We start from the raw sequence: 17,818 nt of genomic DNA, 5'->3' as shown, positions 1-17,818 counted from the left end.
GAGGAATTAGTTAAATGGAAGAGATAAGAATAATTATAGCATCCGATTCAGTAGGAGAAACGGCAGAGCTTGTTACGAAAGCATGTACGTCTCAATATAAGACAGAAGGAAATGCTTTAGATATTGTAAGATTACCATATATAGAGAATGAAAGTAATATTAATGAAGTCGTATCATTAGCATTAGAACAAAAATCAATAGTCGTTTATACATTGGTTAAACCAGAAATGCGATTATACTTAAAAGAAAAATTAGAAGAAAATAATATTGAAAATGTAGACATTATGGGTCCATTGATGAGCATATTAAGCAATGAACTTAATGAAGCCCCACTTAATGAGCCAGGCAATATCCATAAATTAGATGAAGATTATTTCAAGAAAATTGAAGCAATCGAATTTGCGGTTAAATATGATGATGGTAGAGATCCACGCGGCTTACCAAAAGCTGATATCATTCTTATTGGTGTATCTAGAACTTCAAAAACACCATTGTCACAATACTTGGCACATAAACGTTATAAAGTAATGAATGTACCATTAGTGCCTGAAGTTGCACCACCAGAAGGATTATTTGAAATTGATCCAAAGAAATGTATCGCTTTAAAAATTAATCAAAAAAACCTTAATGCGATTAGAAGAGCAAGATTAATTCAATTAGGTTTAAGTGATGATGCTAATTATGCGAAAGATGACAGAATCGAAGAAGAATTAAGATACTTCGAGGAAATTGTTGAGAAAATTGGCTGTCCTGTACTAGATGTTTCTGACAAGGCAATAGAAGAAACAGCAAATGACATTATTAAAATCATTACACAACAAAACCGTTAAAGGGTGACAGGATGCGTATAGAACAAGATTTAATAAATGAAATACGTGAGAAGAATGACATATTAGATGTCGTAAGTGAATATGTGAAACTAGAAAAAAGAGGACGTAATTATATAGGATTATGTCCTTTCCATGATGAAAAGACACCGTCGTTTTCAGTATCTGAAGATAAACAAATTTGTCATTGCTTTGGTTGTAAGAAAGGCGGCAATGTCTTTCAGTTTATTCAAGAAATTAAAGGAATATCATTTGTTGATGCAGTAAGAGAACTGGGTGATAAAGTAGATATTCATATTGAAAAGCAAGAAACAGCACCAACTGAAGGTATTGTGGATGATCATATCAAAATGATTGAAATGCATGAGTTAATGGCAAATAACTACCATTATATATTGAAGCATACTGAAGAAGGTGAGGCAGCTTTAAACTATTTGAAATCTAGAGGTTTCACGGAAGAATTGATTAATGATAGAAAGATTGGATATGCACCAAACCATTCGAAATTCACGCATGACTTTTTAGAGAAAAATGGTTATGATGCTGTACTTGCTTATGAAGCAGGTTTGTTAAGCCGAAATGATGAAACGTTTGATTACTTTGACCGATTCAGAGACAGAATCATCTTTCCATTGTTAAATTTCCAAGGTAAGACAGTTGGTTTCTCTGGTCGAACGTATACCGATCAATCGCCGAAATATTTAAACAGTCCAGAAACACCTATTTTCCAAAAAAGAAAAATGTTATACAACATTGATCGAGCAAGGAAATTTATAAGACAAAATGATGAAGTTATTCTGTTAGAAGGATTTATGGATGTCATAAAGTCGTTTGAAGCGGATATTAAACAAGTTGTAGCAACAATGGGTACGGCATTATCTAGAGAACATGTTACGATGGTCAAAAAACTGGCATCTAATGTAACTTTACTGTATGATGGAGATTTCGCAGGAAAAGAAGCTGCCATAAATGTTGGTAAAGACTTATTAAATGAAGGATTAAATGTCTTTGTTGTCAATTTACCAAAAACGATGGACCCTGATGATTATATTACAGAATACGGAAGTGATGCTTTCAAATCATTTGTTGAAGGGCAAAAACAATCATATGTTGCATTTAAAGCGCAACAATTATATTATGCCAACGAAAATAATGATTTAAAACATGAACAACATATTGAAGAGTTGATTCATGACATCAATCTGATTCAATCGGAATTTTTAAGAAAAAAAGTATTGCAACAAGTAGCAGATTTGTATAAAGTAGATGTTAACAGTCTAAAAAATCGACTTTCGCCTAATATTGTTCAAAATTATACCGATTATAATAATTTCGTTCCTGAAATGAAGGAAAAAAAACTTGATAAAGTCGGTAGAGCAGAGCAAGCGTTGTTAAAACATTTTATGAATCATAAACAGCTATTTTTAGAATATCATTCTAGGATTAATCAAGAAGACTTCACTTCATTGAATAATAGAGTGATTTTTTCACGTTTAAATGGGTATTATAAGAATAACGATGTTTTTAACATAAGTGATTTTTCAAGTTACATTGAAGAACATCAAATCATTGAAACGGTTATGTATCTAGATTCATTGCTAATCAATGATGAACCAGAGACAGAAGAAATCGAAGACTACATTAGGATTATCAGTCCTAACGAACACAAAGAAAATTCCATAGAATATTTGAATCAACAATTGAATAAAGCAATGCAAGCAGGCGATATCGCACTGCAAAGGCAGTATTTAGAACAAATTGTACAATATAATCGGAATAGAATGTAAGAGTTAATAACCCGGGAGGCCTATTCATGTCTGATAAAGAATTAAACAAAATTAATAGCGCTAATAATGAAGAAGTGCTTACAATTGAACAAGTTAAGCACCAATTAATTGAACAAGGTAAAAAAGCAGGACATTTGAGTCACGAAGAAATTGCAGATAAATTGCAAAACTTCGAGATGGATCCAGATCAAATGGATGATTTCTTTGATTTAATTAATGAGAATGAAATCAATCTTATTAATGAAAAAGATTCAAGTGATACAAATGACAAACTAAATTTAAATGACTTAAGTGCTCCTCCAGGTGTTAAAATAAACGACCCAGTAAGAATGTACTTAAAAGAAATCGGACGCGTCAATTTATTAACTGCACAAGAAGAAATCGAATTAGCTAAACGTATCGAGCAAGGTGACGAAGTTGCGAAATCACGTCTTGCTGAAGCGAACTTAAGACTTGTTGTAAGTATCGCGAAACGTTATGTAGGTAGAGGTATGTTATTCCTAGACCTTATTCAAGAAGGTAATATGGGTCTAATCAAAGCCGTAGAAAAATTCGACTTTAACAAAGGTTTTAAATTTTCAACATATGCAACATGGTGGATTCGTCAAGCAATTACAAGAGCGATTGCTGACCAAGCACGTACAATCCGTATCCCAGTTCATATGGTTGAAACAATCAATAAATTGATTCGTGTTCAACGTCAATTACTACAAGATTTAGGCAGAGATCCATCTCCTGAAGAAATTGGTGAAGAAATGGACTTACCACCAGAAAAAGTTCGTGAAATTCTGAAAATTGCTCAAGAACCAGTGTCATTAGAAACGCCTATTGGTGAAGAAGATGACAGTCACTTAGGCGACTTTATTGAAGACCAAGATGCACAAAGTCCATCTGATCACGCTGCATATGAATTACTTAAAGAGCAATTAGAAGATGTATTAGATACATTAACTGACAGAGAAGAAAATGTATTAAGATTAAGATTTGGTCTTGATGATGGTAGAACAAGAACTCTTGAAGAAGTTGGTAAAGTATTTGGTGTTACAAGAGAACGTATTCGTCAAATAGAAGCGAAGGCATTACGCAAGTTAAGACATCCATCTAGAAGTAAGCGTTTGAAAGATTTTATGGATTAAACATGAAAAGTTTATATTAATCCCAAAAAGCCTTTGACAATGCCTTGTTTTAATATAAAATATAATTGTATGAAGGTTTAACAAAAGGGAGGTTGTATGAATGAATCGTAATCCTGTTATCCCGTTTATTCTGATTTTACTACTCGGTGTAGGATTAATATTCTTCATGTCAGCACATGGTGCTAACAAAGAGGAAGAAAAAGAAGGCGGTGGCGGTGCTAAAACTGAAAAGTTTGATGCAGCTACATTCGCTAAGGACAATTGTACAAGTTGTCATGGACAAAATCTTGAAGGTGGAATGGGACCTAAATTAGCTGGAAGCAAAAAAGGTGCCGATGAAATGAAAAAAATCATTCGTGAAGGTAAAGGTTCAATGCCTGCACATGACGAAGCTACTATTTCAAATAAAGATTTAGACACACTTGTCAAGTACTTAAAAGATGGCGCTAAATAACACAAAAAAATCTTTTGCTATTGCAAAAGATTTTTTTAATGAAAGGGAAAAATAATGATCCAAATAAATAAACGTTTAATGAAGGTAAGTGAATATTTAAATCATCATAAATTAGCAGATATCGGTTCCGATCATGCATATTTACCTATATACGCAATTCAAAATGGATTAATTAAAGAAGCGATTGCTGGAGAAGTTGTCAAAGGACCTTTTCTTGCTGCTCAAAAGAATACTAAATTATATGGTATGAATGAACTTATTGAAGTTAAACTGGGCGACGGTTTAGAAGTAGTAGATGAATCAATTGATGCGATTACAATTTGTGGCATGGGTGGTCCATTAATTGCTCAAATTATTGAAGAAGGAAAGCATAAGTTATCAGGGTATCCTGATTTAATTTTACAAGCTAATATTCATGCGTTACCAATTAGAAAAGTATTACAAAGCATTGGTTATCAAATCGTTGATGAACAACTCATAAAAGATAAAAAACATATATATGAAATCATAGTGGCTAAAAAAGGTGAGATGGACCTAAATGAATTAGAATTAAAATTTGGTCCTAAATTATTAGCCAAGAAAAATGATTTATTCCATGAAAAATGGCAAAGAGAATTAGAATCACTTAATAAAATTAGTAAACAATTAGAACATCATGAGGATAAAAATAGGTATAATGAAATTAATCAACAAATACTTCAAATAAAAGAGGTGCTTTAATGATTATTCAAGAGCTATTACACGAAATTGATAAACAAGTTCCATTTTCAACGAGTGAATCTTGGGATAATGTTGGTTTATTAATTGGTACAGAAAAAAGTGAAGTGAACGGTGTATTAACAACATTAGATTGTACGTCAGAAGTTGTAGAAGAAGCCATTCAAAACAATATCAATACGATCATTGCACATCATCCACTTATTTTTAAAGGTGTTAAAAATATTACGGATAAAAGCTATGGTCCTATTATTCGTAAACTGATTCAAAATGATATCAATTTGATAGCACTTCATACAAATCTTGATGTACATCCTAAAGGCGTTAGTTACATGATTGGACAACAAATAGGATTAAGTAATATGAAAGTATTAGAAGAACAACAAGAATCATATTATAAAGTACAAATTTTCTTACCTGATCAAGACGTTGAAGCAATGAAAACTGCATTTAATGAACATCATTTAGCTCAAACAGAAGAATACAGTGAAGTATTTTTCCAGTCACAAGGTAAAGGCCAATTTAAACCTAGTGCAACAGCTAATCCACATCTTGGACAAGCAGATAAGACTGAAACGGTTTATGAAACGAAACTAGAATTAATGGTTGATGAGAAAGATTTAGCACTTGCTAAAGAACTCATTATTCAAACGCATCCATATGAAGAACCCGTTTATGATTTCATCAAAATGTCGAGAACATCTTCTGTAGGCTTAGGAATTATCGGAGAATTAAATGTAACGCAATCAGTAAATGAATTTGTGCAAAACTATAAAGAAAAGCTCGCTATACCAGCAGTTAGATTTATAGGAGACCAATCAGCGCAAATAAAACGCGTCGCAATTGTTGGTGGTGCGGGTATTGAATATGCAAATTTAGCTAAAGCACAACAAGCTGATTTATTTATTACTGGAGACGTTAAACATCACGAAGCATTAGATGCACTAATGGATGATATAAATGTTTTAGATGTTAATCATTATAGTGAGTATGTTATGAAAGAAGGATTAAAGTCATTATTAGAAGAATGGACAAATGGAACGATTAAAGTGTTAACATCTTCTATTAATACAGATCCTTATCAATATATGTAAAAAACTGCCGAGTCAATTCGGCAGTTTTTTTAGTCCATTATTTTTACAGGTTTAGGCTTTTTAATTTTAGGTAATATTTTTTCAACAGGTACATTACTTGTTAAGTTTACGTCTTGTACTTCTGTCGGATCATAATTTTTAATATAATCAATGACTTCTTTAACGATAGGTGTTGGTGTTGAAGCACCTGCCGTTACAGCTACACTTTCGATGTCTTGTAGCCATTCTAATTTTAATTCACTCAAATCAGCGATTCGATATGCGTTTGTATGTGCGATTTCTTTAGATACTTGGGCTAATCTATTTGAATTATTACTTTTAGGATCACCAACGACAATGAGTAAATCTGCTTGATCTGCTTGTGTGGCAACAGCTTTTTGTCTAACTTGTGTTGCTAAACAAATTTCTTCATGTACTTCAATATGAGGATATTTAACTTTTAATTCATCAATAAGGTGTTTAACATCCCATTGTGACATAGTTGTTTGATTCGTTACGATGAGTTTTTGGTTCATTAATGCTTCTGGCAAGGCATTGATATCTTCTAAAGTTTGAACGAGATGTACGATATCAGGTGCTACACCAACTGCGCCTTCAGGTTCTGGGTGTCCTTTTTTACCAATATAAATAACGTGATAGCCATTTGATTTAACGTCACGTATTAACTGATGTGTATTATCTACATCTGGGCATGTCGCATCTATACAAACGAGTCCTTTTTCTTTAGCACGTCTTTTGACTTCAGGTGATACGCCATGCGCAGTAAATATAACGGTACCTTCATTAATTTGTTCTAAAATCTTTAATCTGTTCGGACCATCTAACGTAATAATGCCATCAGATTCAAAGGCATCAGTCACATGTTTATTATGAACAATCATGCCAAGTATATAAATGGGTCTCGGAAGTGACTTATCTAAAGATGCATTTCTAGCAATAACCATAGCGTCTACAACACCGTAACAATAGCCTCTAGGGGTAATCTTTATAATTTCCATAAATTGCCCTCCTTATTAATGTCTATTATAACAAACACACAAGTCTTAAAGAAACGAAATAAAAATTCAAAATAAATCTTTTAGCCTATCATAAAGTGCGCATTTACTATATAATGTATGAAGTGAAAAAGAAACGAGGAGGGTCGCTTATGTCTAAGCATCCGTTTGAACATTTTCAAATAGAAAATGAATTAGTAGAGGCCGTTAAAGATTTACATTTTAACCAGCCAACAGAAATACAGCGAAGAGTTATACCCAAAATTAAAAAAGGATCTAATATAATAGGACAATCTCAAACTGGTACAGGGAAATCACACGCATTTCTACTACCATTATTTGATAAAATTGACGTCGATATAAAAGAACCACAAGTGATTATTTTGGCACCAACAAGAGAATTAGCAAAGCAATTATATGATGCAGCTTCACATTTAACTCAATTTAAAAAAGGTGTAAAAGTTAGCCTATACATTGGTGGAACAGATAAATCAAGAGATATCGATAAATCTAAAAATACACCACATGTTGTTGTAGGTACACCGAATAGAATTGATGATATGGCTGTAGAGCGTGCTTTAGATTTACATCTAGCGAAGTCAGTAGTTGTAGATGAAGCAGATTTAATGATTGATTTAGGATTTATGCCTAAAGTAGATAGTATTGCGAGTAGATTAGATGAAAACGCACAAATTTCAGTATTTAGTGCGACGATTCCTAAAGCATTACATCCATTCTTAAATAAATATTTAAGTAATCCTGAATTTGTTGAAATTGAAACAGCATCATCTAACAAAGACAATATCGACTTTTACTTAATACCAACTAAAGGTGTTGAGAAAAAAGAAAAAGTCTTAAAAGTTATGAATGTGATTAATCCTTATTTAGCAATCATATTTGCTAATAGCCGTGATAGAGCCGATGAATTAGTTGCGTATTTATCAGAAGAAGGCTATAAAGTTGGGGTTATCCATGGTGGTTTGTCACCTAGAGAAAGAACACAACAAATGAAACGTATTAAACAATTAGACTTTGAATTTGTTGTCGCAAGTGATTTAGCATCACGTGGTATTGATATTGAAGGCGTAAGTCACGTTATCAACTATGATTTACCTAAAGAAATAGACTTCTTTACACATAGAGTTGGTCGTACAGGTCGTGGTGATTATAAAGGTATCGCTATTACATTATATACACCAGATGAAGATGATTTAATTACACAAATTGAGAAGCATAATTACAAGTTTAAACATGTCGATATTAAAAACGATGAATTTGTAGAAATTAAAGATCGTCAAAATCGTACGAAACGTGTTAAAAAAGAAGATAATATTGAAAAATCACTAAAACAAAAAATTAAAAGAAACAATAAAAATAAAGTAAAACCTGGCTATAAGAAGAAATTTAAACGAGAATTAGATGAGTTGAAATTTAAAGAGAAGAAAGCTCATTCTAAGAGAACAAAAAGACAAAGTAGAAAAGGATAGGTGTCAAATATGTTAATTGGATCACACGTTTCAATGAGTGGTAAGAAGATGCTATTACAAGCAGCAGAAGAAGCGGCAAGTTATAATGCTTCTACATTTATGATTTATACAGGTGCTCCACAAAACACAAGACGTAAAAAAATTGAAGGTTTAAATATTGAAAATGGTAAAGCAGCAATGAAAGAATATGGTTTATCTAACATTGTTGTGCATGCACCATATATCATCAATATTGCAAATACAACTAAACCAGAAGTATTTAATTTAGGTGTTGAATTCTTACAATCAGAAATTGAACGTACTGAAGCATTAGGTGCTAAAGACATCGTGCTTCATCCAGGTGCTCATGTTGGTGCTGGTGAAGAAAAAGGTATTCAAAAAATTATTGAAGGTTTAAATGAAGTATTAACAAATAATAATGATGTACGTATCGCATTGGAAACAATGGCAGGCAAAGGCTCTGAATGTGGTAAAACATTCGAAGAACTTGCACAAATCATTGATGGTGTTAACCATAATGAAAGATTATCTGTATGTTTCGATACTTGTCATACAAATGATGCTGGTTACAACGTTAAAGAAGACTTTGATGGCGTATTAAATGAGTTTGATAAAATCGTTGGTATCGACCGTATTAAAGTACTTCACGTCAACGACAGTAAGAATCCACAAGGTGCAAGAAAAGATAGACATGAAAATATTGGCTTTGGATCAATAGGTTATGATGCATTGCACTATATCGTTAATCATGATGCATTTAAAGAAGTACCTAAAATTTTAGAAACACCATATGTTGGTGATGACAAAAAGAATAAAAAACCACCATATAAATATGAAATCGAAATGATTAAAAATGGTACATTCGATCCAGATTTAAAAGAAAAAATCTTTAATCAATAACATTATTCAGGGAGCGGGACAGAAATCTAATTTGTATAAAAAGATTTCGTAGTCCCGCCCCGGCAAGGATGACTAGAGTTGAAAAAAGCTTGGTACAAGCGCATTTTCAATTCAGACATCTACTGCCAAGATACTAGAAAAGTCTGAGACATTACATTATGTCCCAGACTCTTTTTTGTTCGTAAACATTACTATTTACATTCTTTCATATTCATTGTATAGTATTCTATAGACGAGGTGATGAAGATGGAAAAAGAAACACCGATTTTCGAGTTAAAAGATATCAGTTATAGCTATCCAAATAAATTGGCACTTAGCCATATTAATATACAAATTTATAAAGGAGATTTCTTGGCAATAGTTGGCCCAAATGGCTCTGGGAAATCGACTTTACTGAAACTGATATTAGGGTTATTACCTTTACAAAAAGGTGATATCTTAATAAGTGGTAAAAAAATTAATCAATATAAATCTTGGGAAAAAATTAGTTACGTATCACAAAAATCTAATGCTTTTAGTTCTGGCTTTCCAGCGACAGTGAAAGAAGTTGTTATGAGTGGCTTAACTAAAAATAAAAGTCTTTTTAAATGGTTTAATAAAGAAGATGCTGCACAAGTAGATGCCATATTAGAACGATTAAACATAAGTGATCTTAAGAATGAAAATATTGCTCAGTTATCAGGTGGTCAGCAGCAAAGAACGTTTATTGCTAGAGCCTTAATTTCTAAACCAAGTATTTTAATATTAGATGAACCTACTGTAGGTATTGATGCGAGACACGTTTCAGAATTTTATCAATTACTGACGCAATTAAAGCAAGAAGGGATTACAATCATTCTTGTAACGCATGATATTGGTGTTGTAGCTGATACAGCAAGTAAAGTAGCTTGCTTAAATCAACATATACATTTCCATGGTACAAGTGAGTCATTTAAATCATTAGATGAAGTCTCAATATCTAAAATCTATGGACATCCCGTACAATTTGTCGATCATCAACATGATCGTGACTGTTGTGCACATGAAGAAGTTGAAGAATTAGTACAAAGTTAACGTCGAGCATAATAAATATATAGATTTTAAATAAGGAGATTGGATATGTCAGTTGAAACGAGAGATAGATTTATGCTCCTGAATGAAGGAGTGTTATATCGTGATTGATGCGTTTTTAAATTTTGATTTTATAAGATATTCATTTATAAGTGGTATCTTAGTAGGATTGATTGCACCTTTAATAGGGGCATTTATTGTAGTTAGAAGGCTATCGCTCATTGCTGATGCTTTAAGCCATGTGACGCTAGGTGGTATATCAATGGGACTGTTTTTAATGAGTGTTAGTCCATTGTTTGCTACTATAAATCCGATATGGTTTGGTATTATTTTTTCAATAGCAGGTGCGCTATTAATAGAACAATTAAGAACTGAATATAAACATTACCAAGAAATCGCGATACCCATTATTATGAGCGGTGGTATTGGAATTAGTGTTATATTCATTTCTTTAGCAAATGGATTTAATCAAGATTTATTTGGATATTTATTTGGTTCAATTAGTGCCGTAAATTTAAGTGATTTATTTACAATTATCGTTATTACAGTAATTGTTTTAATCTTTGTTATGTTATTGTACAAGTCATTATTTGTATTATCATTCGATGAAGAGTACTCAAAAGTTATTGGCATGCCAAAATGGATACAATTATTATTTATTGTCATTGTTGCACTTGTTATCTCAGCTTCAATGAGAGTCGTTGGTATCTTGTTAGTGAGTAGTTTAATGACATTGCCAGTCGCTACAAGTATGAGATTAGCAAAAGGGTTTAAACAGTTAATCGCATTAAGTATTTTATTCGGTGAAATCTCAGTAGTACTAGGATTGATATTATCCTTCTATTTGAATATTTCACCAGGAGGTATTATAGTAGGATTATTGATTATAGAATTACTTGCTAGTATTGCGTATAGTAAAGTATTGATTAAAAAAGGAGGCTATCATCTTGAAAGTAGAGGAAGCCATTCAAATATTGAAAAATGATGGACATAAGTACACTAATAAACGCCGTGATATCATCTCATTGTTTGTAAATGAAGATAAATACATCACAGCAAAATATATTCAAGAAGCATTGAAAGATGATTATAATGGATTATCTTTTGACACAATTTATCGTAATTTATACTTATTTAAAGACTTGAATATTATTGAAAGTACTGAAATAGACGGTGAAATGAAATTTAGAATTGCATGTCAAAGTCACCATCATCATCATTTTATTTGTGAATCATGTGGTACAACAAAAGTAATAGACTTTTGCCCAATGGATTCAATAAAACAACAATTACCAAATGTAGAAATAGCATCACATAAATTAGAAGTATACGGTAAATGTGAGCAATGCAAAACAGTATAATAAGAGAAAAATGGTAGCTTGAGGAGCTACCATTTTTTTTATTTGGAGGGAAACAGGTAGAATTGAATATGCGCTAACGATCAAGACTCAAAAACAAGAACGTTAGAAATTCTAACGTTCAAGAAAATGAAACAAGATCGTTAGCCGACACTTTATACGCAAAAAATAAAAAATTATGTACGCTAACGATCAAGACTCGAAAACAAGATCGTTAGAAATTCTAACGTTCAAGAAAACAAAACAAGATCGTTAGCCGACACTTTATATGCTAAAAATAAAAAATTATGTACGCTAACGATCAAGACTCGAAAACAAGATCGTTAGCCGACCATTTAATTACACAATACATGAAAAAACCTGGTCCATCTCATATATGGGCCAGGTTTTTAACTATATTCTATTAAGTAACGTTGATACTTCATGCCAATTTTTAATTCTATATATACCATTTTGTAAATCTTTCTGGTTATAAGGTGTGTCAAACAAGAAAACAGGGATATTTAAATAATGATTGATATCTTCTGCGTTATCTAATTTATCTTCAAAGAAAATATCGATATTCTGTTCTTTTGTCACTTCTAATTTATTATGACTACCTGTTAATGTAATTTGATCAAATGGTATATGATGTGATTGAAACCATTCTTTCGTAATATCTTCTAAATAATGATGTCTTGCACTTATATAATAAAGTTCGTAGTCATCTTTTAGTTGATTCAAAATGTCTCTTGCACCTTCTGCAACAGGGGAGTGTTGATATATATGTGATTCATTATTTTTAAACCAACTCAACATTTCTTCTTCTTTACAGTTTAAGACATTTGCTAAATTGTATTCTGTAATATCTTCATATTTAAGTTGTTGATTAAAATCTCTTTGTAAATAGGGTACAAATGTTTTTGGACATGTAACTGTGCCGTCAATATCTATACCTAATCTTGGCTTTTGATTCATAAAAATTCACCTTTTACTTTATGCTTTTTGAGTTTCTTTATTTTGTTCCATTTCAATTGCTAATTTATCTATTTCTTTTTTTAATTCTTCAACCATTGTTTTTTCAGGTACTTTACGAACGGTTTTACCTTTCATAAACAGTAATCCTTCACCACGTGCACCAGCAATGCCGATATCAGCTTCTCTTGCTTCACCCGGACCGTTAACTGCACAACCAAGTACAGCTACTTTTAATGGGACTTGTAGGTTTGAAATATATTCTTCTACTTCATTAGCTATCGATATTAAATCAATTTCAATTCGTCCACATGTAGGGCAAGCAATTAATGTAGCAGCATTACTCGCTAAACCAAATGCTTTAAGTAAAGATTTCGCTACTTTAACTTCTTCGACTGGATCAGCTGATAAAGAAATTCTACACGTATTTCCAATCCCTAAGCTTAGTATAGCGCCTAATCCTGCAGACGATTTAACCGTTCCATTAAATAATGTGCCACTTTCAGTTATTCCTAAATGTAATGGGTAGTCAAAAGCTTGAGCTGCTTTCGTATATGCTTCAATAGCTAAATTTACGTCACTTGCTTTCATTGATACGATAATGTCATGAAAATCTAAATCTTCGAGTATTTTAATATGATGTAATGCACTTTCAACCATACCATCAGCAGTAGGGTAGCCATATTTTTTAATAATATGTTTTTCTAATGATCCTGCATTAACACCAATACGAATAGGAATACCTTTTTCTTTACATGCTTTGACAACTGCTTCAACTTTTTCACGTCTACCAATGTTTCCTGGATTGATTCGAATCTTATCTGCGCCATTTTCAATTGCAATTAAAGCTAATTTGTAATTGAAATGAATATCTACAACTAAAGGTATATTGATTTGCGCTTTAATATCTTTAATTGCATATGCGTCTTCTTCATTTGGACAAGCTACTCTAACAATTTGGCAACCAGCTTCTTCTAATCGTTTGATTTCAGCTACAGTTGCGTCAACATCATATGTTTTTTTAGTCGTCATACTTTGAATGATAACTTCATCTGAACCGCCAATCGTTAAATCCCCAACTTTAACAGGTCTCGTTTTCGTGCGATGAATGATTTCTGACATGATAAGACTCCTTTGTTTAAATTTGCTAATCTTTACACTTTAGCAGGTCTTTTTCCTTTAGGTAAATACATAGCAATCATAACAATGCTTAAAATGATTATACACCATGAAGCAATTATTAATAAAGGAATCACTGTAATCATTCCTAATAATAGGACTAAAGTCGGAAGCGTTATCACAAATGTCATCATTTTGAACCAAGTCATAAAGCGAGACTTTCTTCTTAACATCATTCCCAATAAATGTCCAGCAAATGCTAGAATACCAATTTTGATAGATAAGCTTAAAAATTGAATAAATAATAGAAAGACAACAATCAAACTTAAGTAAAAATATTTAGAATCATTTATCGTTTCAATAAACTTAATTAAATCGTCTTGATTGGTAACAAGGGAAGATAGGGAACCATAACTAATTTCTGTGTAGTCACTATAATTTGATATCTCAATATGATTAGGTTTAAACACGATTAAATGATGATCTTTCATCTCGAAATCATTAGATTGAGTAAATTCTACCGTTTGATGATGATTTAATTGGATAGATTTATCTTGTGATAAAATCATTTTGTTCTGATCGATTTCAAAATCAGGAATTTCTGTCACTTCATCATTGACTAACGTTGATAAATTTTGAGTGATTTGTATGTATTGAATAGAATTAGGTATGATTAATATCAAACTTAATAATAATATATGAAGGAATATGTATCTTAACTTCGTAATTCTAAACATTGGATACTTACTAGGATGCTTAAATAACCTTTTAAGCTCTTTTATATACTGCATAAATTCACCTCTTCTTCACTTAATAATAATGTTAAAAAACACCTGTTGCAAGGCGATACATAAGAATTAAAAATTTTTTGATTATTTATTAAACAAATTATTTGTTATAAAACTTTAATCTTGATAAGATAGGTATGTAAAACAAATGAGGAGGATGATTTTTTATGGCTTTTGAATTACCAAAATTACCATATGCGTATGATGCATTAGAACCACACATCGATAAAGAAACTATGGAGATTCATCATACGAAACACCATAACACTTATGTAACAAAATTAAATGATGCAGTGAAAGGTACAGATTTAGAAAGCAAATCTATTGAAGATATTGTTAAAAACTTAAATTCTGTTCCTGATGATATCCGTACTGCAGTTCAAAACAATGGTGGCGGACATTATAATCATTCATTATTCTGGGAACTATTAACTCCAAATGCTTCTGAGCCTTCAGGAGAAGTTGTAGATGCAATTAGTTCTACATTTGGTTCATTAGACAAATTCAAAGAAGAATTTGCAGCTGCAGCAGCTGGCCGTTTTGGTTCAGGATGGGCATGGTTAGTTGTAGATAATGGCGAATTAGCGATTGTTTCAACTCCAAACCAAGATAACCCAATTTCAGAAGGTAAACTTCCAATCTTAGGTTTAGATGTTTGGGAACATGCTTACTACTTAAACTACCAAAACAGACGCCCAGATTACATTAATGCATTCTGGAACGTTGTAAATTGGGATAAAGTAAACGAATTATACCAAGCTGCAAAATAATTCGACTTTAAATTTGGATGACTGATTAATAAAACAATCATCCTGATGGGGTGGAGCAATGAAATCTTTTTATTTAAACGAGATTTCAGCTCCACTCTTTTTTTATAAAAATTTACCTATATCAATAGCAATGTAAGTCATAATAATATATGATGAAATTATTATAATAGAGTTAAAAAGGTAGGTTTAGTTGTTGAAACGAGTAAAAAAGAAATCAAAAGAAGAAGCATTTCGCCTATTAATGAATAAACGCGTAAGCCTTATATTGGCAGTAGTCGTCATTTTATTCTCTGTGCTCATTATGCGGTTAGGTTATTTACAAATTGTAAAAGGCGGAGAATACAAGCGTGCGATAGATAGTACAGAATCTATTACAGTTAATGAATCGGTGCCTAGAGGCCGTATATATGATAGAAACGGTAAAGTATTAGTAGACAATGAGTCTAAAAAGGCAATTACATACACGAGAGATAGAAGAACGAGCCAAGATGATATTTTAAAAATCGCTGAAAAACTATCTCACTTAATGAAGATGGATACTTCAAAGATTACAGAACGTGATAAGCAAGATTTTTGGATATTAAGAAATCAAGATGAAGTTCATAAGTTAATGAAAGATGAACAAGCTTTATTCTCTGATGGCAATATTAGTCAAGATGATTATGATAAAGCGTTATACGACAAAGTAACATCTAAATATACAGATAAATTATCCAAAAAGGATTTACAAATCCTTGCGATATTTAGAGAAATGAATTCTGGATCTCAGCTGAGTCCTGTTGTTATAAAAAATGAAGGTGTTAAAAATGATGAGTATGCAGCTGTATCTCAACATTTATCTGAACTGCCTGGCGTTAATACAACAATGGACTGGGAAAGACGTTATCCATATGGTGACACTTTAAGAACTTTATTTGGAAATGTTTCAAGTAAAGAAGAAGGTTTGCCTAAAGAGTTAGTGAATGACTATCTCGCGAAAGGATATTCTAGAAATGATAGAGTTGGTAAATCTTACTTAGAATATCAATATGAAGATATTTTAAAAGGCTCTAAGAAGAAAATGAAATATGTCACTGATAAATCTGGGAAAATAACAAGTTCTGAAGTTATTTCACAAGGTTCACGTGGTAACGATTTAGTGTTAACAATCGATATAGATTTACAGAAAAAAGTTGAAGAATATATTGATAAACACATTGAATCATTAAGAAGTAAAGGCGCTACAGATATGGACAGAGTTATGGTTGTTGTCCAAGATCCTAGAAATGGTGATGTATTAGCAATGGCCGGACGTGATATTGACAAAAATGGCAAGATTACGGATAACCATATCGGTAACTTCACAAGTCAATATACAGTGGGTTCATCTGTTAAAGGTGCTACATTACTTACTGGTTACCAAAACGGCGTATTAAATGTTGGCGATACTATGGTCGATGAACCATTAAAATTTAGTGGTGGTTTAACAAAACGATCATACTTTAACCAAAATGGCAGAAAAACAATTACAGATGCTGAAGCTTTAATGCATTCATCAAACGTATTTATGTATAAGACAGCATTGTTATTAGCTGGATCTCCGTACAGTAGTGGTATGTCATTACCATCTGATGTAGAACAAGCAGGTATCAAATTACGTAAAGGTTTAAATCAAGTTGGTTTAGGTGTTAAAACAGGTATCGATTTACCAAATGAATCAGCAGGTCAAATTGAACCAATTAAAGATAACCCAGGTAACTACATTGATTTAGCAATTGGACAATTCGATACTTATACACCTATACAGTTATCACAATATGTCGCAACAATTGCGAACGATGGCTATAGATTGAAACCACATTTAGCAAAAGAAATCAGAAGCTCTACAAATGAAGATTCACTTGGACCTATTAAAAAGACTTTTAAAGGTGAAGTGATGAATAAGGTTAATAATAGTGATGCAGAAATAAAACAAGTACAAAAAGGTTTCGATATGGCATTTAATAAGCCAGAAGGAACAGGTTATTCTAGTTTTAATAAAACGGTCGTAAGATCAGCTGGTAAAACAGGTACAGCAGAAGTATTCAAAGATGGTAAACCGAAAGTAAACTCGACATATATTGGATATGCACCTGCTAAAAATCCTGAATTATCATTCTCTATCACATATACAAACCAACCCGTACCAGAACCATGGTTACCAGGTGGGGATTTAGGTCGAGATATTATTAACTATTACTTTAAAGATAGAAAATAACTTAATATAAAGATTGAATCAATATAACATCTCATTTTACTGATTAATTCAGTGGAAATGAGATGTTATTTTTTTGTTTGCGAATTTATTTTTCGAGTAGATTACGATTTTGTGTGTGCATGCTTGCCTAGGGTATGGCTCGAGCC

At 32.1% G+C, this 17,818-nt stretch carries 17 protein-coding genes; 13 read left to right on the top strand and 4 right to left on the bottom strand.

Going from position 1 to position 17,818, the window contains the following annotated elements; all coding sequences use genetic code 11:
- Positions 1-14: 14 nt before the first annotated feature.
- From LQ679_RS01420 to LQ679_RS01395, 6 genes are all read left to right on the top strand, one after another.
- Positions 15-830, top strand: coding sequence for a pyruvate, water dikinase regulatory protein (locus LQ679_RS01420; RefSeq protein ID WP_037588325.1), 816 nt, complete (start codon positions 15-17; stop codon positions 828-830).
- Positions 831-841: 11 nt separating this feature from the next.
- Complete coding sequence (gene dnaG, locus LQ679_RS01415; RefSeq protein ID WP_025904191.1) at positions 842-2,614, top strand: DNA primase; 1,773 nt, start codon at positions 842-844, stop codon at positions 2,612-2,614.
- A gap of 26 nt (positions 2,615-2,640) precedes the next feature.
- Positions 2,641-3,750 (top strand): RNA polymerase sigma factor RpoD, encoded by a 1,110-nt coding sequence (rpoD, locus tag LQ679_RS01410; RefSeq protein ID WP_025904190.1) that lies wholly within the window; start codon positions 2,641-2,643, stop codon positions 3,748-3,750.
- A 100-nt stretch (positions 3,751-3,850) separates the two neighbouring features.
- Positions 3,851-4,204, top strand: coding sequence for a c-type cytochrome (locus LQ679_RS01405; protein WP_025904189.1), 354 nt, complete (start codon positions 3,851-3,853; stop codon positions 4,202-4,204).
- A gap of 54 nt (positions 4,205-4,258) precedes the next feature.
- Positions 4,259-4,924, top strand: coding sequence for a tRNA (adenine(22)-N(1))-methyltransferase (locus LQ679_RS01400; RefSeq protein WP_196307524.1), 666 nt, complete (start codon positions 4,259-4,261; stop codon positions 4,922-4,924).
- Complete coding sequence (locus LQ679_RS01395) at positions 4,924-6,015, top strand: Nif3-like dinuclear metal center hexameric protein (RefSeq protein ID WP_239762001.1); 1,092 nt, start codon at positions 4,924-4,926, stop codon at positions 6,013-6,015. Before LQ679_RS01400 ends, LQ679_RS01395 begins: the two co-directional genes overlap by 1 nt.
- Positions 6,016-6,044: 29 nt before the next feature.
- On the opposite strand, the gene LQ679_RS01390 is transcribed toward LQ679_RS01395, so the two are convergent.
- Positions 6,045-7,013 carry a 4-hydroxy-3-methylbut-2-enyl diphosphate reductase gene (locus LQ679_RS01390; RefSeq protein ID WP_239762000.1) on the bottom strand — a complete coding sequence of 323 codons (969 nt, stop codon included), beginning with the start codon at positions 7,011-7,013 and terminating at the stop codon, positions 6,045-6,047.
- A gap of 149 nt (positions 7,014-7,162) precedes the next feature.
- On the opposite strand from LQ679_RS01390, the gene LQ679_RS01385 reads away from it, so the two are divergent.
- The 5 genes from LQ679_RS01385 to LQ679_RS01365 all read left to right on the top strand — a co-directional run bounded on the left by LQ679_RS01385 (position 7,163) and on the right by LQ679_RS01365 (position 11,808).
- On the top strand, positions 7,163-8,497 hold the full coding sequence (locus LQ679_RS01385; protein WP_239761999.1) for a DEAD/DEAH box helicase: 1,335 nt from the start codon (positions 7,163-7,165) through the stop codon (positions 8,495-8,497).
- A gap of 9 nt (positions 8,498-8,506) precedes the next feature.
- Entirely contained in the window at positions 8,507-9,397 is an 891-nt protein-coding gene (locus LQ679_RS01380; protein ID WP_239761998.1) for a deoxyribonuclease IV, read from the top strand.
- Positions 9,398-9,643: 246 nt separating this feature from the next.
- On the top strand, positions 9,644-10,450 hold the full coding sequence (locus LQ679_RS01375; protein WP_025904183.1) for a metal ABC transporter ATP-binding protein: 807 nt from the start codon (positions 9,644-9,646) through the stop codon (positions 10,448-10,450).
- 100 nt (positions 10,451-10,550) lie between these two features.
- Entirely contained in the window at positions 10,551-11,432 is an 882-nt protein-coding gene (locus tag LQ679_RS01370; RefSeq protein WP_037588309.1) for a metal ABC transporter permease, read from the top strand.
- Complete coding sequence (locus tag LQ679_RS01365) at positions 11,395-11,808, top strand: Fur family transcriptional regulator (protein WP_037588307.1); 414 nt, start codon at positions 11,395-11,397, stop codon at positions 11,806-11,808. Before LQ679_RS01370 ends, LQ679_RS01365 begins: the two co-directional genes overlap by 38 nt.
- A 390-nt stretch (positions 11,809-12,198) precedes the next feature.
- Here the strand turns inward: LQ679_RS01365 and LQ679_RS01360 are convergent, their stop codons facing one another.
- From LQ679_RS01360 to LQ679_RS01350, 3 genes are read right to left on the bottom strand one after another with little or no spacing between them, the layout of a single operon-like run.
- Positions 12,199-12,762, bottom strand: coding sequence for a 5' nucleotidase, NT5C type (locus LQ679_RS01360; protein ID WP_025904179.1), 564 nt, complete (start codon positions 12,760-12,762; stop codon positions 12,199-12,201).
- Positions 12,763-12,780: 18 nt separating this feature from the next.
- A complete protein-coding gene (ispG, locus tag LQ679_RS01355; RefSeq protein ID WP_239762041.1) occupies positions 12,781-13,872 on the bottom strand; it encodes a flavodoxin-dependent (E)-4-hydroxy-3-methylbut-2-enyl-diphosphate synthase in 1,092 nt (363 codons plus the stop codon).
- Positions 13,873-13,913: 41 nt separating this feature from the next.
- Positions 13,914-14,669, bottom strand: coding sequence for a DUF1189 family protein (locus tag LQ679_RS01350; protein ID WP_239761997.1), 756 nt, complete (start codon positions 14,667-14,669; stop codon positions 13,914-13,916).
- A gap of 164 nt (positions 14,670-14,833) precedes the next feature.
- Between LQ679_RS01350 and LQ679_RS01345 the strand changes: the two genes are divergently transcribed.
- The gene (locus LQ679_RS01345; RefSeq protein ID WP_025904177.1) at positions 14,834-15,436 is read left to right on the top strand and encodes a superoxide dismutase; all 603 of its coding nucleotides are present in this window, start codon (positions 14,834-14,836) and stop codon (positions 15,434-15,436) included.
- Positions 15,437-15,626: 190 nt separating this feature from the next.
- Positions 15,627-17,672: a peptidoglycan D,D-transpeptidase FtsI family protein gene (locus tag LQ679_RS01340; RefSeq protein WP_037588294.1), complete on the top strand. Its 2,046-nt coding sequence runs from the start codon at positions 15,627-15,629 to the stop codon at positions 17,670-17,672.
- Positions 17,673-17,818: the final 146 nt, after the last annotated feature.

This window comes from Mammaliicoccus sp. I-M35, from assembly GCF_022386455.1.
Classification (GTDB): Bacteria; Bacillota; Bacilli; order Staphylococcales; family Staphylococcaceae; genus Mammaliicoccus; species Mammaliicoccus sciuri_A.
Note: the sequence above shows the minus strand (reverse complement) of the source record. Positions and strands in the feature narration are given on the sequence as shown.

What these genes read in the sequence shown, in the direction of transcription:
- LQ679_RS01420 (WP_037588325.1), top strand. Translation starts at nt 15, where the DNA reads ATGGAAGAGATAAGAATAATTATAGCATCCGATTCAGTAGGAGAAACG.
- dnaG (WP_025904191.1), top strand. Translation starts at nt 842, where the DNA reads ATGCGTATAGAACAAGATTTAATAAATGAAATACGTGAGAAGAATGAC.
- rpoD (WP_025904190.1), top strand. Translation starts at nt 2,641, where the DNA reads ATGTCTGATAAAGAATTAAACAAAATTAATAGCGCTAATAATGAAGAA.
- LQ679_RS01405 (WP_025904189.1), top strand. Translation starts at nt 3,851, where the DNA reads ATGAATCGTAATCCTGTTATCCCGTTTATTCTGATTTTACTACTCGGT.
- LQ679_RS01400 (WP_196307524.1), top strand. Translation starts at nt 4,259, where the DNA reads ATGATCCAAATAAATAAACGTTTAATGAAGGTAAGTGAATATTTAAAT.
- LQ679_RS01395 (WP_239762001.1), top strand. Translation starts at nt 4,924, where the DNA reads ATGATTATTCAAGAGCTATTACACGAAATTGATAAACAAGTTCCATTT.
- LQ679_RS01390 (WP_239762000.1), bottom strand. Translation starts at nt 7,013, where the DNA reads ATGGAAATTATAAAGATTACCCCTAGAGGCTATTGTTACGGTGTTGTA.
- LQ679_RS01385 (WP_239761999.1), top strand. Translation starts at nt 7,163, where the DNA reads ATGTCTAAGCATCCGTTTGAACATTTTCAAATAGAAAATGAATTAGTA.
- LQ679_RS01380 (WP_239761998.1), top strand. Translation starts at nt 8,507, where the DNA reads ATGTTAATTGGATCACACGTTTCAATGAGTGGTAAGAAGATGCTATTA.
- LQ679_RS01375 (WP_025904183.1), top strand. Translation starts at nt 9,644, where the DNA reads ATGGAAAAAGAAACACCGATTTTCGAGTTAAAAGATATCAGTTATAGC.
- LQ679_RS01360 (WP_025904179.1), bottom strand. Translation starts at nt 12,762, where the DNA reads ATGAATCAAAAGCCAAGATTAGGTATAGATATTGACGGCACAGTTACA.
- LQ679_RS01350 (WP_239761997.1), bottom strand. Translation starts at nt 14,669, where the DNA reads ATGCAGTATATAAAAGAGCTTAAAAGGTTATTTAAGCATCCTAGTAAG.
- LQ679_RS01345 (WP_025904177.1), top strand. Translation starts at nt 14,834, where the DNA reads ATGGCTTTTGAATTACCAAAATTACCATATGCGTATGATGCATTAGAA.